The organism is Macrococcus hajekii, from assembly GCF_004359505.1.
In the GTDB taxonomy this organism is placed as follows: Bacteria; Bacillota; Bacilli; order Staphylococcales; family Staphylococcaceae; genus Macrococcus; species Macrococcus hajekii.
The window spans coordinates 75,493-98,523 of record NZ_SCWE01000002.1; the positions used below are offsets into that span (position 1 = coordinate 75,493).

A 23,031-nucleotide genomic window follows, 5' to 3' on the forward strand; every position below is an offset into this window, starting at 1 on the left:
AACTTATTGATACATAAAGATACCCTTATCAAAGTGCTATCTTTGATAAGGGTATTCATCAGCCTACCAGCTGGATTTCTTAACGCCAGGTATTTGACCTTTATGTGCCAGTTCGCGGAATGCAATACGTGATAATTTGAATTTGCGGTAAACCCCTCTTGGTCGACCTGTTACTTCACAGCGTCTCGTCAGTCGGCTAGGTGATGAGTCTCTTGGCAGCTTAGCGAGTGCTGCATAGTTACCTTCACGCTTTAATTGTTCACGTTTTTCTCTGTATTGTTCTACTAATTGCTGTCTCTTTCTCTCTTTAGCGATTTTAGATTTCTTAGCCATAGTTACTCCTTTTTTAAATCGTAATTATTTCGTTTTATAACTATATCATGAATCTGCTGCCTCTGCAAATAAAAAAACAGCCTCATATATATGAGACTGTTCAAGTGATTATGCTTTTGGTTTATCCAAACTTTTTGGAATAAATACTTTACTGAACAAGAATGCAATAACCGCGATCACGATATTAATAATAAATGCGATCATTGCCGCTTTGCTTGCCCCCATACTTGGTGCAAGCATTGAGTAAAGTGCAACCAGTATCGCAATCCCGAAGCCTGATCCTAAAGTCGAAGCCATTTTAAAGATTGCTGACGCAATACCTGTTTTTTCTTTAGGCAGTGTTGAAACCGCTGTATCTAATGCTGGTGTAGCAAATAGACCCACCCCAGCTCCGAAGAAAATAAAACCAATGGCGGCGACAATAATGTAAGTCCACCCTGTCAGGAATGTCAGAGCGAACAGCACAACACCGACAGCAAGAAGTAAAGGAGCGACAACAAGTGCCTTTTTAGGTCCATATTTAGCAATACTCTTTTCTCCTACACGTACGAGGAGAAGCAGCATAATCACATAAGGAAGTGTGACAAGTCCAGACTGGAACGTTGATAATCCCAGGCTTTTCTGAATGAAAATATTGAAAACTGCAATAGAACCCACCGACATATTCAGCAGGAAGTTTGCAGCAATAACACCCGTATAAGCTTTATTGCTGAAAAGAGAGAAATCGATAAATGGATATTGTTTCTTCTTCTCTACTAAATAGAAAATAATGGCTCCAATAATAGTGACTGCCAGAAGCGTAAGACCAACAGGTGTAAAGTAACCTAGAGTCTTACCTTGAGTAATGAAAATACTTAACGCTGCCATCACGATAGTAAAAATGAGTAAGCCGACAAAGTCAAAAGGCGTTGCGACTGTAGCTTTTGATAATTCAATTTTGCGTAAGTTCAGTAAGAGCACTAAACCAATTACAGCAAAGATAATTGAAATGATGAAAATCCACTGCCAAGCAAAATATGTAGAAACAAGTCCGCCGATAATAGAAGCAAGACCAGTACCACCAAACGCACCGATTGACCACCAGCTCAGTGCACTACGTCTTCTATCTCCTTCAAAAACTAAGTTCAGAATGGAGATAGTCGATGGCATCAAGAGCGCCGCTGAGAAACCTTGAATAACACGACCTGTCAGCATGACATAAGCATTCGGTGTCAGAATTAATAACAGTGAACCGATAATACTTAAAATGATACCGAGAAATGCCATCTTCTTCTGTCCGAAGCGGTCAGAAAAATTACCTGCTGCTACCATAAAAATGCCTGTAATTAAAGACGTCAGGCTGATAGATAAATTCAGTATGCTCTGTGATGTATGGAAAGTGTCTTGTAAAACATTCCCTAAGTTCAGGAACGTCTGTGCAAATAACCAGTATGTCATAATGGATAACACAATACCTAACGTGATTAAATTACCCTTTCGATGGGGCAGCTGATGTATAGGGTTGTTCATATATGTCTTCCTCCAATTAAAATAAAATATGAATTTACTATTACCTAAATTTATTTTTTCAAACTTCTCTCTCTATTATATCAGAGTTGACGCTGCAGCTGCTCTATCCATCTCCAGCTGAATAGTCAGAACAATACTGAGAATATAGGTGACTTCTGCAGTAGGTTCCTGGATGTCGATTTCAAATGCAGAATTTAAACTCATCAGTTTTTTAGAAATACGTGCGATCACTCTATCCATGGAATCCTTGATCGTATAATCATAAGCAAAAATAGAGCCTTCTACTACCCAGTCTTCACCTTCTATGAGATAGACAGGTATAAATGACAATGCCTTTTTTCTGACCGTCAACACCTGCTCTCCTTGAACGAAAACATCCATAGTCGTATTAAAGGATGCAGCCTGCTGTTTAATTAAGGCAAGTTCTTCATGATGCAGACTGTCCATCAAGCTGATTTTACGGCGACCTAGTAAATCAGCCCTACCATTCGCAATATAAACAACCTCTCCATCCTCATCAAAAAAATCAAAATTACGATGCCAGGAAAAAGCCTGCTGTTTCGCATAAAGTTTCATAATGGTCTCCTTTATCCGTCTCTATTTTATTTCCAGTACGATACAGAACTTGACTGGATTTATAATGAAGATACTACATAATGAAGTAATATTGAAGTTATCAGTATTGATTGCCTCTCTGCTTTCTGAGAAATCGTTATATTTAACACTAAAGTTTTCCTGTCACAATTATGCTAAAATATAAGTGTTTAGAAGGGAGACTATCATGAAAAAAACAGTAACGATTATAGGTGCCGGACTCAGTGGATTGGTAGCAGCGACTGAACTGCTTAAGCATGGCCATAAGGTGATAATGTTAGACCAAGAACCTGAACAAGCGATGGGCGGGCAGGCATTCTGGTCATTCGGTGGTTTATTTTTAGTTAATTCCAGTCTGCAGCGTAAGTTCCGCGTTAAAGATTCTTACGAGCTTGCTTTAAATGACTGGATGAATACGGCACGTTTTGACCGATTAGAAGATGAAGATATATGGGCCAGAAAATGGGCTGAAGCTTATATCCGCTTCGCTGCTTTCGAAAAGGAAAAATATCTGAAATCAATGGGTATCAAGCTGGCACCCGTCTTAGGCTGGGCAGAACGTGGCGGCACAAGTGCTGCTGGACATGGTAATTCCGTACCACGTTTCCATATTACATGGGGGACGGGCCCTGGATTGATACAACCCTTTGTTGAATACTGTCAGTCACACAAAAACTTCAAATTTTTAGCACGTCATCAAGTCACTGATTTATCCATTCAAGCTAATCAAGTACAACGGATTGCAGGAAATATTCTTGAGCCGAGTGACGTTGAACGCGGTGCACCCTCTTCCCGACTGGCAATTGATACATTTTCAATGGATGTCGATACATTAATTATTACAACAGGCGGCATCGGGGCAAATCATGAACTGATTAAGCAGAACTGGCCGAAACGTCTAGGTAAGGCACCTGAACATATGATTCAAGGTGTACCGGATTCAACAGATGGCAAAATGCTGAAAATCAGTGAAGATGCAGGCGTCCGACTCGTCAACAAAGACCGCATGTGGCACTATACAGAAGGGATCCAGAACCATACCCCTATTTGGAATCAGCACGGTATCCGCATCATACCCGGACCTTCCTCAATGTGGTTCGATGCAACGGGTAAACGATTTGAAGCGCCCGATTATCCCGGATTCGATACCCTTCATACACTCAAATCAATCTGTAAAACAGGCTATGATTATTCCTGGTTTATTCTGAGTGAAGATATTTTGAAAAAAGAATTTGTTTTATCTGGATCTGAACAAAATCCAGATTTAACGGATAAAGATATCAAAAAGATTATGAGTGAACGTTTATCTTTAAAAGCAACCGGCCCTGTCGAAAAGTTCCGTACAGATGGTGCTGACTTCGTTAAAGCCAATAATTTAAAGGATTTAGTAGCGAGTATGAATCAATTGACGAATACAGATTTACTAGACTATGAATCGATCAAAAAGCAAATTGAACTACGAGATTTACAGGTTGACCATCCATTTAGTAAAGACCCACAGATTACTTTCATCAACGGAGCGAGACATTTCCTAGGCGACAAATTTATCCGAACGGCAAAACCTCACAAACTGCTGGATGGCCGTCCTCTGATTGCCGTTAAACTGCATATCATCAGCCGTAAAACACTCGGTGGCATTCAGACTGATTTGAACAGTCAAGTGTTCAATCAAAACGAAGAACTTATCAGCGGATTATATGCAGCCGGCGAAGTAGCAGGTTTCGGTGGAGGCGGCGTCCATGGCTATGGTGCTTTAGAAGGGACTTTCCTTGGCGGCTGCATCTTCAGTGGATTACGAGCAGCAAAAGGTATCTTATCGAAATAAAAAATAGAAATTCTCGTGGGATTCCTGTCACTTGTCACGCAAACCTACTTTGCGTGACGTTTCATTTTGTAGAGAGTTGTTTCTTTACGTAATCATAGTATTCATCAGGTATCATATCAAAATCTGGATGTGATTGATAGTCGAGAAACTGTGTCATGAGTTCAGTGTCATTAAAATGATCCATCTCGAGAACTCGCCACTGATGATAAAATACAAGTTGAAATGCATCATCTAAGTAGGGCAGAACATGCATATAAACATCAGCAGCTACTTTATGGAGATCACTGCTATTAGTTGCAATTGCATAACGTGACAAAGCATCCGCAATACGACGTTCTTCAATATCGTAATCAAAGAAATAGTTAAGAATTCCTTCAATATCTTTCTCTTCAATCAATCCTCTTAATGCTTCAGGCAACTGACTCAGCAATATTTCTTCACTTCTCATAAACTAACTCCTTATTATTCAATTGTTCGATCAGGACAAGGACAGCAGGAGCAATATGATCACTCTCCACTAAATCAAAGTAGCGAATACCCGTGATTTCATTATTACTTGCTACCTCTTCCAGAGAACCGTCATAAGTAAAACACTCAAGTGAAACAGTCGCATCTTGAGGATAAGCAGGTCCTTCAACACACCCGAGATAACGAACAAGTGACGGATCCAGTACCACTCCAAGCTCCTCATAAACCTCCCGAATCGCTGCTGCCATCGGTTCCTCACCCGCTTCAATCTTGCCACCAGGTAAATAATATTTTTCAAGCTCCCTCACTCTCACTAATAACAATTGCTCATCTTTAATATAAACCAGCGCAGCACAATGAATATCTGCCATCATACCCAACTCCTTTCTCACCATTATAACGAAAAACACCAAAGCCTTTTCAGACTTTGGTGTTTTTATGCCTCCACCCAGAATCGAACTGAGGATTCATCATTACCATTGATACGTTATACCACTTAACTATGGAGGCGAAACTAACTACAAGTCTAATAAAAAAAGTTCTAAATTTCAATATTATTTTTCAGAGTCATTTTTAAAATAAGGATGTATATTAATCAAAACTGTAATCACTATACCGATGACTACTAATATACCGATCAGTATTCCTTCGGGAACTTCTGTAAATTCCAGCATCATCATATAAACCGCTGTGAACAGGACGAAGACACCCACTGCCTGAGTCGTTCTTTTCCCGTTATATTTTTTCTTTTCTTCCTCAGACATCGTATTGTAACCTGCAACAAGAAAACTGCCACGTCCCGACAGCATCACAACTCCTATTATCAAAAATAATAATACAACTATTATCATCAGTTTTCCTCCTTACGATATTTATTCATCAATTCCAATGGGATATGACAATAATGGTCAGGATATTTATCCAGATGATCCTGATGTTCTTCGGCACTAGGAATGTAATGAGTTAACTTCATCACTTCTACCGCTATTCTATCCCAGTCTGGTCGTGCTGCTATGTAATCTCTCGCCTTTTTAAGATGATCTTCATTATCACTATAAACACCTGTCCGGTACTTTTCACCGACATCAATGCCCTGCTTATTCATACTGTGAGGATCGATAATCAGAAATAGGTGATCCATCAATTCCTTAACATCAATCCGTTCCGGATCAAAGGTTGTTTTTACACATTCTGCGTAACCATCATACTCACCGTCTAATGTCTGACTTCGTCCATTCGCCCGGCCTGCTTCAGTTGTAATAACACCTGGAATAGTTTTAATAAATGCCTGTACACCCCATAGACAGCCACCAGCCAAATATATGATTTCCATCGTTATCCCCCTTTTTACTATCTTATCATACAGCATCTGTCATTCTGCATATATTGTGTAATCCACTGATTAAAAGGGTAGAAAAGATTAATATCAATCGAGGAGGATCTCTCTTATGAAACGACCTATTATCGGTATCACATCAGAAGTACTGAATAACGGTAATCACCATGCGCTTAAAGAATATACTGATGCAGTCTCAGACCTGGGCGGTGTTCCTCTGCTTCTGGCAAAGACAACGGTGGATGAGGCAATCAAAGAACAAATCAACAGAATCGACGGTCTCTATTTGACAGGTGGTACAGATATCGACCCTGCTACTTATGACGAAGAGCCTCATCCAATGCTGGGTCGCGTCGAGAGTGGCCGTGATGCTTATGAACTTAAGGTTCTTGAATATGCCTTACACAGAAATATCCCTATTTTAGCTATCTGCAGAGGCAGTCAGTTACTGAACATCATTCACGGTGGTTCAATGTATCAGGATATCAATTCCGAGATTGAGGGCGAGTTAATTCAGCATAAAATGCAGTCGGATAGAGATTTCCTGCAGCACTCCATCGAAGTTAAAGCAGGTACCCGTTTTCATGACATCATGGGTGACACTAAATTCCGTATTAATAGTGACCACCATCAGGCAAATGATAAAGTCGGTGAAGGCCTTATTATTTCAGCTACCGCACCAGATGGCGTGATTGAGGCAATTGAAAGCACAAGTGATACCTTTATGTTAGGGCTGCAGTTCCATCCTGAAGCACTCTATCATAAACATGAGCCTTCAAAGAAAATTATTAGTGCTTTTATAGAAGCAGCAGCAGAACATTATGCCTCAATGGGTGAAGAGATTGATGAACAGAAACAGAAAGAAATAGAGTAATGATATTATTACTGACCAGTCTTTTCATTCTCATATTTGTCCATTTATTCTCTAAACATGCGGTGAACGACCACCCCAATATGTTAGCAGGCTATCGTTCAAAACGTTCTATGCAATCAGAAGCCCATTGGCATTTCGCTCAGCAATATGCTAACCGCTTAATGAAAAATATTGCGAAGTGCCTGATTGTGATTGGTGCGATTTTAACACTACTTGAATTCTGGACTGGCTACGACTTATGGATCACCATCATCGGCACTTTTATCCTCATATGTGGATTAATCTATTTCGTCGTCAAAACTGAGAATGCGCTCAAGCGTTTCAATCCGTAAAAGGACACCTCAAATTTGAGGTGTCCTTCAACTTTTTTATCGTCTTCTTGGTGATATCGCTGCAGGTCCATGTGTTCTGACCAGGTGAAACAATGGCAGCCATGCATTCGTATGCTTCTTAGGAGGCAAGTCCTGCCCAAGTCTGCTGATTTGCTGCTCATAGTATGTCAGACCTGCGAAACCACCGATATTATCATCCAGTACCTTTATACCTGTCTTCAGTCGTGGGAGTTCAATATCATTGTAAGTCCCGTTCTGCAGTCTATTAGGCAGATCAGGACGCAGTACTAAAGGTCTCGCTACGCCAATCATCGCCACATCTGTCGTTTCAATGGCTTCTGTCATGCTCTCTTTCTTTCTAAATCCACCGATAACAGCGATCGGTATATCCACTTCCCGGCTGATTTTCTTGGCATAATCAAGGAAGTATACTTCTCCATCACTCATCATTTTTGGTTTCTCGTAATCTCCACCCGAAATTTCAATCAAATCCATACCCAGTTCGGCCATCTTTTTGATAACTGCTGTGGATTCGTCTTCAGTAAAGCTATCCTCTTTAAAATCAGTAGAATTAATCTTGAGACTGATTGGAAACTGTTCACCTAAAGCATCACGCATTCCCTGATAGATTTCAACAAGGAAACGCATACGGTTCTCAAGATTTCCTCCGTATTCATCTGTTCTCTGATTATCATGTGGAGACAAAAACTGACTGACGAGATAGCCGTGTGCCCCATGAATCTGAACACCTGTAAACCCTGCTTCCTTAGCTATTTCAGCAGTTGTCACAAAACGCTTAATTGTATCCTTAATTTCATCTCTAGTCATGGCGCGCGGTGGATTGAACCCACTGCCGGCAGTACCAGAGATAGGAATTGCACTAGGCGCAACAGGTTCTTTCGTCAATGACTTCGGACTCTGTTTACCCGGATGATTAATCTGCATCCAGATATGACTGCCATTCTCAGTACCGGCCTGTGCCCAGCGTTTTAAGGCGTCCATATCTCTATCATCTTCAATGACAACATTGCCAGGTTCACCTAAATAGCGACTATCAACCATCACATTACCTGTCAGTGACATACCAATGCCACCGTGTGCCCAGCGCTGATATACACGAATCAATTCATCGGTCGGACGATGGTTTTTTGCCATGCCCTCACTCATTGCCCCTTTATATAATCTATTTTTAATCACTGTACCGTTTGCTAGTTTAAGCGGTTCAAATAATTGTTTTGTCATCTTTAACACTCCTTTGTTGGTTCTTCACCCATTATAAACTCCATTTAATAAATAGAAAAACTGCACGCCTGAACAGCGTGCAGTGAATGAGTTTATTCAGCTACTTTAGTGAAAGTAATATTTTGACCTTTTGCAGCAGGAACTTCAAATTGATTTAAGTCCTCTACTTTGAAAACAACTGAACCTTGAGAATCAAGCTGCTTAGGTACATCGTTTGTCAATAAAGTATTGAGGCGCTGGAATTCAGCCTCCTGCCCTAAACTGAAACGACCTTGCGGCTCTTTTTTAAGGAGTGCAGCACAGAAATCAGTCATAAACTGAGATTTTGAATAAATCATTGAATGATTCACTAATCGTTGGATGCGTATAAATCTTGCCACGCAATACTTCACAAGAATATCATAACCTTTTTCAGTTGCCTCTTCAGCTGTTAATCCTACACGTGATAACGGCGGATCAATGAACACACTGTATGGTACTTCACCACGATTTTCTGTTGAGCGCTCGCCATTTCCAAATAATTGGTCTTTAACAATTCTAATGTTGTCCTCAAATATTTATCAGTCTTGATTTCGCCCTTTTCACCGAGTTCGATATCAGTACGCGGTTTACGTGCTACTGCAAGTAAAACAGCATCTGCCTCAAATGAATCTTACGATTTGTATCAGCACATCAGCAACTTTAACATTGCGATAGTGCTGTTTTAATCACTCATTTTCTTTTAATTGATAATCCGTCAGAACATGACTGATCTCTCTTGAAATCAGACAATCACTTTGATCGTTACCTGAAAATAAACGACCTTTTGACTTTCCTTCAACAAATGATGTGAAGAGATCAGAGAGTGAAGTCGTCAACGTCTCGCTGTTCGCATGAAAACCACCGTCCTTACCTCGAGAAGCATCAAGATAACCCGTTTCCTTCAATTTATTGGTCACCCGCCTCATCTGAACAGGATTGACACATACTCTCTCCGTAAGCTCAACACTGGTGAACTGTTCATCAGAATGTTTGGCAAGAAAACAGAGAGTATGAATGGCTGTATTAAACTCAAGATTCATTCTCATTCCCTCAATAGAAACTATTATAGTTACAATAAAACGTAATTAATTAATTAATTAAAGAATAGTGCGTATATATCAGAATTTAATCTGACTATCCTTCATTTGCATTCTCACCGTTCATTTTACTTAATATGTTATAATTTGGATGAAATATCTATTTGATTCTCATTTAGGAGGAATTGAGATGGATTATACAGGTCAATCGATTGCAGCGAACTATATCCAAGGATTTGAAGGTGTGGGAGGCAAACTACATTTTTCTGAAGATGGTATGGAATTCAGACCTCACTCTATCAACATACAGAAACCAACGCCCTTTATCCCCTATAAAGAAATTAAAACAATTTCCAAGAGAAATACATTAGGCCTAGTCCCTAACGGTATACTCGTAACTACAATTAACAATGATGAGCATAAATTCGTTGTATATAAAAGACAAAATATTATCGCTTTTTTACAGCAAAAACAGCACTGAGTTAAATTGACTCAGTGCTGTTTTTGTCTGCTATATCATTTAATCTTCACGCTTTTCAATCTGAGTGCGTTACTGACTACACTGACTGATGAAAGTGCCATTGCCGCCCCTGCTATCCATGGTGCAAGTAGTCCAAGTGCTGCAATGGGTATGCCGAGCATGTTGTACCCAAATGCGAATCCTAAGTTCTGCTTGATATTGCGAATAGTGGCATGACTCAGTTTAATGGCCTCTGGAATTAATGTCAGTTCTCCGCCTAGTATAGTAACATCAGCTGCTTCTATCGCCACTTCTGTTCCAGTACCAATTGCTATACCGATATCTGCAAGTGCCAGTGCCGGTGCATCGTTAACACCATCACCTACCATCGCTACTTTGTGGCCTGCGGCCTGCAGTTCTTTAATTTTGTCTGCCTTTTCTTCCGGTAATACTTGCGCGATCACTTCATCTATTCCCACTGAGTGCGCAATGGCCTGTGCTGTCAGTTGATTGTCACCAGTCAGCATGATCACTTCAATACCCATGTCCTTCATTGCCTTGATGGCTTGTGCTGCCGATTCTTTTACCGTATCCTGTACAGCTACAAGTGCGCGGATACGCTGGTCTATGGCAATAATCATCGCTGTCTTACCTTCGTTTTCATAACGTGACATTTCATCTGTATAGTCTTGAACTCCAATGCTGTTATCTGTCATCAGTTTACGGTTACCGATCAATATTTGATGATGATTGATCTCTGTCTGTATACCGCGGCCTGGTATCGCTGAGAACTGTTCGGTTTCCTGCAGTTCTATGTGCTGTCTTTTAGCATAGTCTACGATTGCTGTCGCCAGCGGATGTTCTGATGCTTGTTCACTTGAAGCAAGATACATCAGTGTTTCTGCATCCCCCGTAAAATCAGTGACTTCAGGTGTACCTTTAGTGACAGTCCCTGTCTTATCAAGAACTATTGTATTGATTTCATGTGTGCGTTCTAAATGCTCGCCACCTTTAAATAGAATACCCTGTTCTGCAGCACGGCCGGTTCCTACCATAATTGAAGTAGGTGTAGCAAGTCCGAGTGCACATGGACAGGCGATGACAAGGACTGCGATGGCCGCTACGAGTGCAGGTTCAAATTCACCAGGCGTTACAAATAGAATCCAGATGGCGAATGTCAGGAGGGCAATACCGATTACAATCGGTACAAAGTAACCTGATATAATATCAGCCATACGTTGAATAGGTGCCTTCGACCCTTGAGCCTGCTCCACCACTTTAATAATAGATTGCAGAGCTGTATCGCGCCCTACTTTGGTTGCCTTCATTAGAATATGACCGTTTTTATTCATGGTCGCTCCGATAACAGAATCCTCAATATTCTTTTCAACCGGTATAGACTCGCCTGTCAGCATGGACTCATCAACCGAAGTATTCCCTTTAATAATCACGCCATCCACTGGAATTTTTTCACCTGGTTTTATCACCAGCACATCATCTACCTGCACTTCATCCATCGGAACCATGACTTCCTCGTTATTACGGATGACCCTTGCTTCCTTCGCCTGCAAATTAAGCAGTGAAGAGAGCGCACGTGTTGTCTGTGTCTTCGCACGGGCTTCGAGATATTTACCGAATAAAATCAAGGTAATCAGCACTGCACTTGTCTCAAAATAGAGATGCGGCATGTAATCAGGATTGCCGATCGTCTTGAAGGCCTCATACAGACTATAGAAGAAGGCTGCGCTTGTCCCTAGTGCGACAAGCACGTCCATATTGGCGCCACCGCTTCTTAAGTTCTTATATGCTCCCACGTAGAATTGCCAGCCGATGATAAACTGGACAGGAAATGCGAATGCCAGCTGGAACCAAGGATTCATGAATAGATGAGGAAGTTCTAAATCAAATAAATGAGTCAGCATAGTGAGTAATAATGGTAGCGATAAAAGCGCTGAGATGATGAGTTTATACTTTTTCTTTTTAAGCGCTGCATCTTTTGCATCTGCTTTATTGTTTTCATCTGCTTTGACTTTCGCGTCATAACCCAGTTTACGGATGCGTTCGATTATCTGACTGCTATCCATGCTTCCTGAATAATATTCAACAGCCGCACTTTCAGTTGTTAAATTAACAGTCGCTGATTTAATATCAGGCTGCTTGTTCAGCACCTTTTCAATACGGCTTGAGCATGCCGCACACGTCATACCTATTACGTCGAACTCGCTAAGTTCAGTACGTACTCCGTATCCTAGTTTGCTGATACGCTCTGACAGATCCTGAACCGTTACTTTATCACTGTCATAGTTAACAGCAGCATTCTCTGTTGTTAAATTAACCTGAGCCTCAACACTGTCCATTTTATTCAGCACTTTTTCAATACGTGCTGAACACGCGGCACAGGTCATCCCTTCTATCGATAGATTAACTTGCTGTTTCATTCTATTCACCTACTTTCCGAATTGTCTGAGCACCTTCATGAGCTCAGCGATTGACTCTTCGCCCTCTCCTTTACGGATGGCATCCGATACGCAGTGATTCATATGACGTTCCGTTACTGAAAAGCCGACTTGTTTAAGGGCAGACTCGATAGCACTGATCTGAATCAGAATATCGATACAATAACGGTCGTCTTCAATCATCTTCTGAATACCACGAACCTGTCCCTCAATCCGTTTCAGACGTTTTAATACTTTCTCTTTTTCTTCTTCACTTCTAGGTGTCACTGCATACTTATGTTCCATCTCGCCACGACCTTTCTATACGGTTAGGGGATATAATATCAATTAAAAAATATAAATTATTTCCTTTTATAACTTCATCTTATACCCCCCTATGGTATAAGTCAAATTAAAAAAATAAGCTGCCATACCAGCAGCTCATTTTTATTTGATGATTCTTTTTTTCATGGTATACGCCGGATAGCGGGGTCCTTGAACTTCTTTTCCCAGCTCAAATCCTGCGTTTAGATACATGACTTTTGCCTGCGGATTCGGTTGATCAACAATCAGTGTAATGTACTGAATGCTCGAATAATAATCAGCGACAAAGCCCGGTAAAGCCTGTAATGCCTGCTTAGCATACCCTTTCCTCAGATGATTGGGGTGCGCTGCAAATGAACGGATATATATAGATGAGTCTACTTCAAAAAATGATTGATATTCACTGTCTTTATCAAGCACAAAGAATATCACAGCTTCATCTTCGCTGTTCAGACCGAATACAGGCTGTCTTGAAGATAGTGCTGCCGCTTCTTCAACATTCACTTGAGGCGACTTTACAAATTTCAATTGTTCATCTATCAGCTGAAAGGTGTCGAGCTGATGCTGCAGCGTCTCATTATACATTACGAGTTTCATTCAGCATCTGCTTTTACTGGGTTTCTCTTCAGTACGACATGAAGTATACTGCCTGCAACGACACCGACTGCCAGATTATGTGTAATTAATACAAGAATAATAGTCAGCAGAATCACAGCGATATCCGCTTTTGGCGCACGCTTCATTAATTTAAATGTCTTAAATTCAAAAGTACTGAATGCGACGACCACCATGATACCTGCCAGAATAGACATCGGTATCTGCACAAGAAAGTCTCCCATCACGACAATCAGGAACATCAAAAATAGACCTGCTGATAATGACGATAATCTAGTCGTGCCCCCTGACTTCAGGTTCATGACTGACTGGCCGATCATCGCACATCCACCGATTCCTCCGAATAAACCGGAAAGAATATTCGCGATACCTTGTCCACGTGTTTCTGTATTCTTGTCGCTATCAGAATCAAGTGTCTCATCAACTATACGTGCCGTCAGTAAACTTTCTACTAATCCAACGACCGCCATTGAGACTGAATAAGGCAGAATAATCATCAGCGTCTCAAAGTTAAATGGCACATCTGGTATTAGAAAACGGGGCAGTGATTTAGTGATTTCGCCCAAGTCACCGACTGTTCTAACTTCTGCCCCCGTCATCATCGAGATAATCGTCAGCAGAACAACAGCAATTAAAGGTGCCGGAATTCTTGTAAATACTCTAGGTAATAGCGTTACAATGATAATCGTGACAAGCGTGAACGCATAAGTTTCCCATGAATGTCCGAAAATATGCTGCAGCTGAGAGTGAAAAATCAAAATCGCAAGTGCATCAACAAAACCAATCATAACGGTATTCGGAATATATTTCATCAGATGACCGACTTTAAGGAAGCCGAGTATAATCTGGATAACTCCCATGAGAAGTGTCGCAGCGAATAAATAGTTCACCCCATGCTGCTGTACAAGCGGCAGCACAAGCAGGGCAATCGCACCTGCCGCAGCAGAAATCATGGCCGGTCTGCCACCTGTAAAAGCGATGGTGATCGCAATCACAAATGATGCATATAACCCAACCATCGGATCTACGCCCGCAATAACTGAGAACGCAATGACCTCAGGAATCAATGCCAGGGAAACCACTATCCCTGCTAATATATTGGCCCAGGGATTACTCAGCCATTCTTTCTTTATCTTATCTGTCATGGTGTCCTCCTTAAAATAATCAGTTCAGAGTATAATCCCTCTCAATATCTAATCATGTCTCTAACTCACTCAAATAATGTGATGAGTTGCTGTGTATAGGTCGCTCTTGCTGGCGAAAATAAGTCTGATGTTCTGAAGTCATCTACCACTTTCATCACATTAATACAATCACTGAAACGCATAACATGCAATAAGTTATGTATGATAATAAGCAGGGTAATCTATTATTCTGATGTCAGATCATTAATCAGTTCCATCAAAATAGTTTTTTCATCAATAAAACGCCTCCAGGTGTTATAACAACAAAAACAACCATAGAAAACTCCATGGTTGATCATCGTCAATCTGTTATGAGAAATCACAGTATATCAGCCATAAAATTCAGGTGAACAGCATGCTGTCTCTCACAGTTCTATTAACACTCTATAACTATTTAATTTAAATTGCTAGCGTAACGCTAATTGTCAGTATATTCACTATACAGAAAGCGATTTTATACCACTAATACTATTAATCAGTGCGTACTTTTCTGAAAAGCAAGGCCATCACAAGAAATGCAAGGAGAGACCAGATAAAGATAATGATGACAGGCATCCAGCCTCCATTTTCCGCGAGTTCCATATACTGCGATAGCGGCAAATATTTCATCACTTTCAGAAAACTACTCTCAATACCTAAGAATATTCTAAACATAGGACTCATCGCAAAAACAAATAGAATAGGCAGTAGGTAGAGACTAGTTTCAGACACAGATCTAACAATCAGACCCACGCCGATACCTAAGAATAAGAAGAATAAATACAGACCAATAAACCCTAAAACCATCTTATAATCTGTAAAAATATTCACCTTTATGTTTATCAATGAAATAATAACAGACAGTATCATCATGACCGTTACAACCAGGCTTTTACCTACCAGAATATCAATCATCGTTGCAGGGGAATTAATCAGACCTCTTAATGTGTGCTTCTCATTTTCTTCAGCCAGCATTGTCATCATTGCAGATGTAAGAACTGCGCCTAATGCCATTCCCATTAAAATAATGGCAATAAACTCTCTACCACCCTCCATCTCATCGAACGGCATATTACTATACATAGCGGCAAGAATAATCGGCAATAACGGCATCGTCAAAAGCATCATATTTCTCATAAATTCTTTGAAGTCTTTTTCTGCAATCGCGAGTATTCTATTCATCTTCATCTTAGTTAAGCTCCTTTCCTGTTAGCTTGATAAATACGTCTGATAACGTCGGTTCATTCGTCTGCATTCGTTTGATTTTGCTGCTTCTTATCCAGTCCCTGATCATATCTGCACCTGCTTCGTCCATACTGATAGAATGGCTACTACCATCTTTCAGTTCGACATTAATCGAGTCATCTGAATACTGATATCTCAGTTCTGCAGGTTCATCTACCGCTATTAATTGTCCTTCATTAATTAATGCAATTCTATCGCACAGCGTTTCAGCCTCTGTCATATCATGTGTTGTCAGAAAAATGGTCACACCGTCTTTTTTAAGTTGCAGCAACCCTTTATGGATATGCATACTTGTCTGTGGATCAAGGGCAGAAGTCGGCTCATCCAGGAAGAGGATTTCCGGTTGATGAATCAATGCTTTAGCTAATAAGATTCTTTGTCGCATTCCTTTCGACAGTTTCTTTACAACCGTCTTTTTTTCATCAATTAAATCAACGAATTTGAGCACTTCTTCAATTCTCTCATTTGATACTTCATATAATCCGGCAAACATTTTTAAGTTATCGTAAATGGTCAGACGTTCATACAGCGCACTATTGTCAGACAGTATGCCAATCTGTTTGCGATAATCAGATGTCTGTAAGGCGCTCCCTTTAACCTGCATCACTTGAATAAACCCTTCTGATGCAGCTGTCTCACCGGTCAGCATTTTAATCGTCGTTGTTTTGCCGGAACCGCTTGGTCCGAGTAGTCCGAATATTTCTCCTGCCTCTATTTTCAAAGAAAGTTGATGAACTGCTGTTTTCGTATCATAGACTTTCGACACGTCACTCATTGTAATAATCGACATAACAAAACCTCCTATTTATTTCTTGCACTCATTGTATAGGAGGTCTTCATGTCTATTCGATTGATTTCCTATGAACTGTAGCTAATTTTCCGTGAATGGTACCGTACTCCCATTAAAATAAGTCTGAAATTCCTTTAATTTTGCACGTGATAATGGCACAAAGTTCTGATTAGACGAATCCAGTTTAATAGAGTATGAATTTTTGGACCAGGTAATCATTTCTTTTACCTTCTGCAGGTTGACAATATAGGAGCGATGACATCGATAAAAGCCATATGGACTTAAACGTTCTTCAAGTTCTGTCAGTGAATAATCAGCCAGCCAGCTTTCATTATTTAAGTGAATATTGACCTTACCTTCGAATCCTTCAATAAAGTCGATGTCTTCCGGATTCAGAAATAATGTCTTATCTTCTGTTTTAACCGCCAGCTTAAAAACGTTCAGGACTTGCATATCCTGAGACGTATTCTCTTTTTCCTTTTCATTCTGTTCAACTTCCAGTCGCTTAATGGCTTCGTTCTTCACTTGATAAACTTCATCTGTCAGTAAGATAGCATGATCAATATGTGTCAGAAGGTGGACAATATGATGATCTGTTTCTTCAAAAATAGTCATCAGTTGCCGAATTTGATTAATCGTCTCGAAGTGCAGATTATATAGAATATCGTTAAAGACAAGCTGTTTGCAGGGCTGAATATAAGCGATACATAGTTTCATCAGTACATAGTCATCATACTGAATATGTTTAGTACGTTCACGCTGAATAGCATTAAGATTAAATAGATGAAGCAAGTCATTAACATTAAAATCGCTCTGAAACCATTTTATATAAAATTTAATGTTTTCTTTCACCGTCAGCCGTTCATGAAAAGGCTCTGAAAAACTCTCAGTCCATCTGCCATTAGCTTGATACCAGTCGAGCAGTAACTGTCTTTCCTCTTTTGAAGAGACAATTCCTAGCTGTCTGCTTGCTTCAAGCGTTTTCACAGTCTCGATGAGTGTCATGTGCTTCACTTCCATTCTTTATTGAATGATATTTTGAATCTCCATTAAATCACTTATTGTATAAGTGGCGTTCACTTGTTCAGTCCCAAAATAACAAGTATCAATAGCCATTTGCGCGGCGCCTCTGATATCTGATGTTATAGAGTCGCCTATCATCAGAATCTCAGAAGATTCAACGCCGACTCTTTTCATCGCATATTCAAAAAACTCAGGTTGTGGTTTTGAATAGCCTATTTCCTCGGAAATGAAATGATGAGTAAAATAAGGGAAAATACCTGAACCCTTCATGCGTTTCATCTGTGTGTCATAAACACCATTTGTTGCTGATGATAATATAACGGGTTTATCCTTTAAATAGTCTAGAATTCCAATTGCATGCGGCATTAAATGATGACTGTTATTAATTTCAGTTCTGAAAATCTGTTCCTTAGCACGACCCTCTACTGAAATTTTATGTAATTCAAAGAAATCACTAAAACGCCGGGTTAATATTTTGTCGCGTTCAATCTCGCCACGCTCAAGAGCCTGCCATAACCCTTTATTGATGGTCTGATACTGTTCCAGTAAATCTGCTGTCATCGCTAACCCTTCAGATTCAAACACTTTTGTAATCGCCAGATGCTCACCTTGTTCAAAATCCAGCAGCGTATGATCTAAGTCAAAAAATAGATGCTTATACATAAGTTCTCTCATTTCTTTTTCTTCTATTATATCTAAAATAACAGACATATAGATATATAATACAAAATGAGAGCATATTATTTTGAATAATTACACGACTCTTGTTATATTATAAGTATAAAAATTACACTAAAATTAGAAAGTGGGATTAAAATGTTAAACTATTTATCGGATCTTTATGTTGCGAAGGATATCTTCAAAAGCGGACTTCCAAAAGTGAAAGGCGACGAAGAAACAGCTGCTCAGTTCAAAGAAGGTTTCGGTCTTTCTAAAAACATGATGAAATTTGCAGGTTACTTCGAAGTAATCGGCGCTGCATTCCTTGCATTATCTATCTTTAATAAAAACTTCCGTCGTATTGGTACAGTGATGATCAACATCATCATGGCAGGCGCAATGTTCAATCACTTAAAAGCAGGACACGGCGTAGAAGCTACTAAACCAGCCGGTAAATACTTCGGTCTGAACTTATTATCATTATTATCAACATTCACTAAAAAATAATCATAAAAAAAGAGCTCATCATCTGAGCTCATTTTTTTATTCTTCCTCTAAGTTTTCAGCGTATAAAACCTCTTCTACCATCCATCCCTTTTTCTCTTTTACTAAAGTTAATGCTAGGTGATTACCCTAAACTCTTTGAATCACTGATTTACCAGTGACAAATTTTGATGACTTATACTGACCCAGCTGATTCTTAATAGAATTGAATTTCAAAGGACTGTTGATAACCATTCCATAAGCAATTGCCTTGTGGTCTTTTTGCTTAACTGACTTATTTTTCTCTTCAGAAAAACAAGAATAATATTGTCTTTCTTATCTACATAGATTAAATCACCATATGTGATTCCTTCCATCCTGTCAAAATCTTTCTGCATAGGTTTTCTAAAAACTGATTCAATCTGACCGAAAGTTTAACCTAAGCCCACACCCTTATATTTAAACGTACCTTTTTTCAAAGCTGCTACATTTTTAGCCCTCAATCATTCCGGATGAACAAGTGATTGGCTCGAAATCACTGACTCGTCAACCTCGTGAGTTGGACTAATTCCACCTTTTGCATTTGCATCTAAATGGTGAGTGATAGTCAGTAATAATCCCGTTGTTAGTATGGCACCGTTCACTCCAATAAATTATTTTATATTACATATTTAAGGAAAATTTAAGGTATTGTTTTAACAACAGCTCATATTAAAAAATGCGACTCTCCAATTGGAGAGCCGCATTTTTATTAACTATTCCTGTTTCTCAGCATATATGAAGTTCGGTCTGCTGAGGGCATCTGTTTTTACGCCTTTAACATTTTCTTTAATCAGTGAATTTGAGTAACCGAAGTTTACAGGTAAGATCGGTAATTCGTCCATCAGAATATCTTCTGCCTGATGCAGAAGTTCAAGACGTTTTGTATCGTCTTTTTCTTTAAGTGATTGTTCTAATAACTGATCATATTTTTTGTTTTTCCAGTTTGTGAAGTTACTTGAACTGTTTGATGCATATAACGCTAACACTGGATATGGATCAAGGAAATCGCCATTCCAACCCATACGTGCAAGTTGGAAGTTCTTCTGTTTAAATGTATCAATATATGTTTTCCATTCCTGAGTTTCGATGCTGACATCAATTCCTAAGTTCTTCTTCAGCATTTCCTGAATCACTTCTGCTGATTTCTTGTTGATTCCTTCACCATTTGTTTTTAAAGTCAATTTAGGTAATTGAGACAGTCCTTCTTCTTTTAATCCTTCTGCCAGAAGCTGCTTCGCTTTTGCTGGATCATATTCATAATATTTTTTGCCGTCATCTCTGAAGTCTTTACCTTCACTGTCTTTAACACCATATGATACGTAACCGTATGCCGGCTTCTGTCCACCTTTTAATACATTGGTTACGAATGATTGACGGTCAATCGCGTAGCTTAACGCCTGACGGATTTTTTTGTTATCTACAGGTTTTTCGTTAACGTTAAATGAATAAGTTCCTACTGAGAAATTATCATAGCTGACAAGTTCTTTGCTATCTTTCACGTTTTTCAGAATATCTGCCGGTACTGAAACGAGTAAGTCTAAATCACCACTCTGATAAAGCTGATATTCTGTATTGGTATCAGCAACCATGCGGAAATTAACATCTGATAATTTAATTTTATCTTTATCAAAATACTGATCATTTTTTGTAATCGCAAGTGAATCATTATGTTTCCAGTTTTTCAGTTTAAATGGTCCGTTAGATACTAATGTATCAGCACTTGCTGCCCAGTTTTTACCTTTCTCAACTGCTTTTTTGTTAACCGGGTAATAAGGCGCGCCTGTAATGACTTTAGGGAAGAAACTGATTGGATTTTTTAATTTTACTACAAGTGTTTTATCATCTTTCGCATGAATACCTACATCTTCAAGCTTACCTTTTTTCGTGTTGTAAGCTTCTGCACCTTCGATGAAATATAATGCTGACGGACTGTAGGCAGCCGTCTTCGGATCTAAGACACGTTTCCATCCATATTCAAAATCTTTCGCTGTCAGGTTATCTCCATTTGACCATTTTAAGCCATCTTTTAATGTAAACGTATAAGTTTTCTTATCCGGAGAAACGTCTACTTTTTCAGCTGCTTCAAGTTCAGGTTCACCGTTCTTCCCTTTTTTGTAGAGACCACTATAGATGCTGTCAATGACCCACCATGAAGTCGTATCTGATGCAAAGGCAGGATCGAGTGTGTACGGTTCTCCACCTAAATTCAGATTCAGAACCTGTTCTTTCGCCGGCTTCTTGCTCGCAGTCTGATCTTTCTGTCCTGTCTGTTCTGACTTCTTATCGCCACATCCTGCTAAAATCACTAATAACGCTGTCAACAATACTAAAATTTTCTTCATTTGTCTTCTCCTTTAATGTTGAGCCACAAAGTGCCCTGGATTGATTTCAATATATGATGAGACAGGTCCATAATCTGGACGTATTTCCTTTTCCGGTGAAGCTGGTTTTCTGCGTGAGGGATCCAGTACAGGACTTGAATCAAGCAGTCGCTTTGTATAGGGATGCTGTGGATGACTGAATATCTGTTCACTGCTGCCTGTTTCAAGCAGTGCACCATTATATAAGACAACGATTCGATCACTGATATAACGGACAATATTAAGATCATGGCCGATAAATACATAGGTCAGCTGCTTCTCTTTCTTCAGACGGCGCAGCAGATTGAGCACCTGCGCCTGAACGGAGACATCCAGTGCTGAGATAGGTTCATCAGCAATCAGCAGTTCAGGTTCCACGGCCAGCGCACGTGCAATACCGACCCTTTGTTTCTGTCCCCCTGACAGCTCAGAGGAATAACGATACTTGAAATCTGACGATAAACCGACTTCACTCAGCAATTGATCAACATAATCTTCTTCTGAGACAGCGAGCTTTATGTCGAATCCTTTCACCCCTTCTAAAATGATATCCTTAATCTTCATACGCGGATTAAGTGAAGAATCCGGATCCTGAAAGATCATCTGCACGCGACGGCGAAATCGTTTCAGATTCTGACCTGACAGCTTTGAAATTTCCTGGCCATCAAAAGTGATGCTTCCATGCTGATAAGGTTCAATTTTAGTGATCAGTTTTCCTAACGTAGACTTGCCGCTGCCACTTTCTCCTACGATTCCGAGTACTTCACCGCGCCGGATATCAAAAGTTACATCGTGTAAGACCTGTGTGGAGCCGCCTCCTTTCTTACGATAAAACTTGGATACATCTTTAAGTACTACATAAGCATCAGTCATTGACTCGTGCTCCTTCCGCTCTGTCATCCAGTAGCCAGCAATGGGCTGAGTGCTGCCCCGTCTGATAAGCTGGCGGATAATGGGTCAGGCAGACAGACATGGTCAGCGGACAGCGACTGGCGAATGGACAGCCTTCAGTTATCTGTCCGGCTTGTGGAGGCGTACCTTTAATAGAATGCAGAGGTTTCTCTTTATCCGTCTGTTCACCGACTAATGAACTGAGTAATCCAATCGTATAAGGATGTTTCGGATGATGAAAAATATCTTCTACTGTCCCGGTCTCGACTATCCGGCCGCTATACATGATGCCCACTTTATCTGCAATCTCTGCTACCACGCCTAAGTCATGTGTGATAAGCAATACTGCACTATCAGACTGTTCCTTTAACTTATACAGCAGATTCAGAATCTGTTTCTGCGTCGTCACATCGAGCGCTGTCGTCGGCTCATCCGCAATAATTAGCTGCGGTGATAAGGCCACTGCCATCGCAATCAGCACACGCTGTCTCATCCCTCCGCTCAGTTCATGCGGATACTGCTTAAGACGTGCTTCCGGCAGTGCGATCTCTACATCCTCCAGCAATCGAATCGCTTGTTCTCTGGCCGCTTTTTTCGACATCTTTTTCTTCACAGTGAAAATCTCCATCAGCTGCTTGCCGATTGTCACCGTCGGATTGAGTGACGTCATCGGATCCTGAAAGACCATGCCAATTTCAGTGCCGCGTATCGCAGTCCATTCCTTATCTTTCAACCTGTTTAGCTGTCTGTCATTGAAGACAAGCTTGTCAGCTGATACATCGATATTGCGTGGCAGCATGCCTGAAATTGCCTGAGTCGTCATGCTTTTTCCGCTGCCGCTTTCCCCGACTAAAGCAAATATTTCTCCTTTTTCAATCGAGAAAGAGACGCCTTTAATGATTTCTGTTGTCGATTTCCGCTTTTTAATCTGTACTTCCAGATTATCAACGGTGAGTAATGCGGTCATCC

At 40.1% G+C, this 23,031-nt stretch carries 25 protein-coding genes, 1 tRNA gene and 2 pseudogenes; 5 read left to right on the forward strand and 23 right to left on the reverse strand.

The genetic code is table 11. The features are described 5' to 3' along the window. Nucleotides 1-63: 63 nt before the first annotated feature. The 3 genes from rpsN to ERX37_RS05980 form a co-directional block, all read right to left on the reverse strand. Nucleotides 64-333 (reverse strand): 30S ribosomal protein S14, encoded by a 270-nt coding sequence (gene rpsN / locus ERX37_RS05970; RefSeq protein ID WP_133429773.1) that lies wholly within the window; start codon nt 331-333, stop codon nt 64-66. 108 nt (nt 334-441) lie between these two features. Then, a complete protein-coding gene (locus tag ERX37_RS05975) occupies nt 442-1,842 on the reverse strand; it encodes an MFS transporter (protein WP_133429774.1) in 1,401 nt (466 codons plus the stop codon). A gap of 75 nt (nt 1,843-1,917) precedes the next feature. Then, a complete protein-coding gene (locus ERX37_RS05980) occupies nt 1,918-2,418 on the reverse strand; it encodes an LURP-one-related/scramblase family protein (RefSeq protein ID WP_133429775.1) in 501 nt (166 codons plus the stop codon). 205 nt (nt 2,419-2,623) lie between these two features. On the opposite strand from ERX37_RS05980, the gene ERX37_RS05985 reads away from it, so the two are divergent. After that, a complete protein-coding gene (locus ERX37_RS05985; protein WP_133429776.1) occupies nt 2,624-4,261 on the forward strand; it encodes an FAD-binding dehydrogenase in 1,638 nt (545 codons plus the stop codon). A gap of 61 nt (nt 4,262-4,322) precedes the next feature. On the opposite strand, the gene ERX37_RS05990 is transcribed toward ERX37_RS05985, so the two are convergent. The 5 genes from ERX37_RS05990 to ERX37_RS06010 form a co-directional block, all read right to left on the reverse strand. Continuing rightward, nucleotides 4,323-4,709, reverse strand: coding sequence for a hypothetical protein (locus ERX37_RS05990; RefSeq protein WP_133429777.1), 387 nt, complete (start codon nt 4,707-4,709; stop codon nt 4,323-4,325). Beyond that, the gene (locus ERX37_RS05995) at nt 4,699-5,100 is read right to left on the reverse strand and encodes an NUDIX hydrolase (protein WP_133429778.1); all 402 of its coding nucleotides are present in this window, start codon (nt 5,098-5,100) and stop codon (nt 4,699-4,701) included. The genes ERX37_RS05990 and ERX37_RS05995 overlap by 11 nt, the downstream gene beginning before the upstream one ends. 68 nt (nt 5,101-5,168) lie before the next feature. Next, nucleotides 5,169-5,239 (reverse strand) — tRNA-Thr (locus ERX37_RS06000). Between the two features lie 44 nt (nt 5,240-5,283). Next, entirely contained in the window at nt 5,284-5,580 is a 297-nt protein-coding gene (locus tag ERX37_RS06005; RefSeq protein ID WP_133429779.1) for a DUF3784 domain-containing protein, read from the reverse strand. After that, the gene (locus tag ERX37_RS06010) at nt 5,580-6,062 is read right to left on the reverse strand and encodes a peptide-methionine (S)-S-oxide reductase (RefSeq protein ID WP_133429780.1); all 483 of its coding nucleotides are present in this window, start codon (nt 6,060-6,062) and stop codon (nt 5,580-5,582) included. The genes ERX37_RS06005 and ERX37_RS06010 overlap by 1 nt, the downstream gene beginning before the upstream one ends. Nucleotides 6,063-6,177: 115 nt before the next feature. On the opposite strand from ERX37_RS06010, the gene ERX37_RS06015 reads away from it, so the two are divergent. Together ERX37_RS06015 and ERX37_RS06020 are read left to right on the forward strand one after the other, a co-directional pair. After that, a complete protein-coding gene (locus tag ERX37_RS06015; protein ID WP_133429781.1) occupies nt 6,178-6,939 on the forward strand; it encodes a gamma-glutamyl-gamma-aminobutyrate hydrolase family protein in 762 nt (253 codons plus the stop codon). Further along, nucleotides 6,939-7,271, forward strand: coding sequence for an SdpI family protein (locus ERX37_RS06020; RefSeq protein WP_133429782.1), 333 nt, complete (start codon nt 6,939-6,941; stop codon nt 7,269-7,271). The genes ERX37_RS06015 and ERX37_RS06020 overlap by 1 nt, the downstream gene beginning before the upstream one ends. Nucleotides 7,272-7,307: 36 nt before the next feature. On the opposite strand, the gene ERX37_RS06025 is transcribed toward ERX37_RS06020, so the two are convergent. The 4 genes and pseudogenes from ERX37_RS06025 to ERX37_RS06040 form a co-directional block, all read right to left on the reverse strand. After that, entirely contained in the window at nt 7,308-8,513 is a 1,206-nt protein-coding gene (locus ERX37_RS06025; protein WP_133429783.1) for an NADH:flavin oxidoreductase/NADH oxidase family protein, read from the reverse strand. Nucleotides 8,514-8,605: 92 nt separating this feature from the next. Further along, nucleotides 8,606-8,893: a hypothetical protein gene (locus ERX37_RS06030; RefSeq protein WP_424960694.1), complete on the reverse strand. Its 288-nt coding sequence runs from the start codon at nt 8,891-8,893 to the stop codon at nt 8,606-8,608. Then, nucleotides 8,820-9,162: pseudogene (locus ERX37_RS11615) on the reverse strand (hypothiocyanous acid reductase MerA); the annotation flags it as partial. The gene ERX37_RS06030 and the pseudogene ERX37_RS11615, both read right to left, overlap by 74 nt. 58 nt (nt 9,163-9,220) lie before the next feature. Continuing rightward, nucleotides 9,221-9,574, reverse strand: a complete 354-nt coding sequence (locus ERX37_RS06040) for an Rrf2 family transcriptional regulator (protein WP_133429785.1) — start codon at nt 9,572-9,574, stop codon at nt 9,221-9,223. Nucleotides 9,575-9,761: 187 nt separating this feature from the next. Here ERX37_RS06040 and ERX37_RS06045 point away from each other — a divergent pair, with 187 nt between their 5' ends. Beyond that, complete coding sequence (locus ERX37_RS06045; protein WP_133429786.1) at nt 9,762-10,052, forward strand: GRAM domain-containing protein; 291 nt, start codon at nt 9,762-9,764, stop codon at nt 10,050-10,052. Nucleotides 10,053-10,087: 35 nt separating this feature from the next. Here ERX37_RS06045 and ERX37_RS06050 read toward each other — a convergent pair whose 3' ends face one another. From ERX37_RS06050 to ERX37_RS06085, 8 genes and pseudogenes are all read right to left on the reverse strand, one after another. Further along, the gene (locus ERX37_RS06050; RefSeq protein ID WP_133429787.1) at nt 10,088-12,469 is read right to left on the reverse strand and encodes a heavy metal translocating P-type ATPase; all 2,382 of its coding nucleotides are present in this window, start codon (nt 12,467-12,469) and stop codon (nt 10,088-10,090) included. A 9-nt stretch (nt 12,470-12,478) separates the two neighbouring features. Then, nucleotides 12,479-12,772, reverse strand: a complete 294-nt coding sequence (locus ERX37_RS06055; RefSeq protein WP_133429788.1) for a metal-sensing transcriptional repressor — start codon at nt 12,770-12,772, stop codon at nt 12,479-12,481. A gap of 141 nt (nt 12,773-12,913) precedes the next feature. Then, nucleotides 12,914-13,387 carry a GNAT family N-acetyltransferase gene (locus ERX37_RS06060; protein ID WP_133429789.1) on the reverse strand — a complete coding sequence of 158 codons (474 nt, stop codon included), beginning with the start codon at nt 13,385-13,387 and terminating at the stop codon, nt 12,914-12,916. A 44-nt stretch (nt 13,388-13,431) separates the two neighbouring features. Next, a pseudogene (locus ERX37_RS06065) lies at nt 13,432-14,550 on the reverse strand (SulP family inorganic anion transporter); the annotation flags it as partial. Between the two features lie 510 nt (nt 14,551-15,060). Continuing rightward, nucleotides 15,061-15,756 carry an ABC transporter permease gene (locus ERX37_RS06070; protein ID WP_133429791.1) on the reverse strand — a complete coding sequence of 232 codons (696 nt, stop codon included), beginning with the start codon at nt 15,754-15,756 and terminating at the stop codon, nt 15,061-15,063. Nucleotide 15,757: 1 nt separating this feature from the next. Then, entirely contained in the window at nt 15,758-16,603 is an 846-nt protein-coding gene (locus tag ERX37_RS06075) for an ABC transporter ATP-binding protein (RefSeq protein WP_133429792.1), read from the reverse strand. 81 nt (nt 16,604-16,684) lie between these two features. Beyond that, nucleotides 16,685-17,608 (reverse strand): LytR/AlgR family response regulator transcription factor, encoded by a 924-nt coding sequence (locus ERX37_RS06080; RefSeq protein WP_165981984.1) that lies wholly within the window; start codon nt 17,606-17,608, stop codon nt 16,685-16,687. 18 nt (nt 17,609-17,626) lie between these two features. After that, the gene (locus tag ERX37_RS06085; protein WP_165981985.1) at nt 17,627-18,301 is read right to left on the reverse strand and encodes a YjjG family noncanonical pyrimidine nucleotidase; all 675 of its coding nucleotides are present in this window, start codon (nt 18,299-18,301) and stop codon (nt 17,627-17,629) included. A 141-nt stretch (nt 18,302-18,442) separates the two neighbouring features. Here ERX37_RS06085 and ERX37_RS06090 point away from each other — a divergent pair, with 141 nt between their 5' ends. Beyond that, a complete protein-coding gene (locus ERX37_RS06090; protein ID WP_133429795.1) occupies nt 18,443-18,793 on the forward strand; it encodes a DoxX family protein in 351 nt (116 codons plus the stop codon). Nucleotides 18,794-19,524: 731 nt separating this feature from the next. Here the strand turns inward: ERX37_RS06090 and ERX37_RS06095 are convergent. The 3 genes from ERX37_RS06095 to ERX37_RS06105 are packed head-to-tail and all read right to left on the reverse strand — an operon-like array spanning nt 19,525 to nt 23,029. Next, a complete protein-coding gene (locus ERX37_RS06095) occupies nt 19,525-21,153 on the reverse strand; it encodes a peptide ABC transporter substrate-binding protein (RefSeq protein ID WP_133429796.1) in 1,629 nt (542 codons plus the stop codon). Between the two features lie 12 nt (nt 21,154-21,165). Further along, entirely contained in the window at nt 21,166-22,071 is a 906-nt protein-coding gene (locus ERX37_RS06100) for an ATP-binding cassette domain-containing protein (protein WP_133429797.1), read from the reverse strand. After that, complete coding sequence (locus ERX37_RS06105; RefSeq protein WP_133429798.1) at nt 22,037-23,029, reverse strand: ABC transporter ATP-binding protein; 993 nt, start codon at nt 23,027-23,029, stop codon at nt 22,037-22,039. The genes ERX37_RS06100 and ERX37_RS06105 overlap by 35 nt, the downstream gene beginning before the upstream one ends. Nucleotides 23,030-23,031 lie beyond the last annotated feature (2 nt).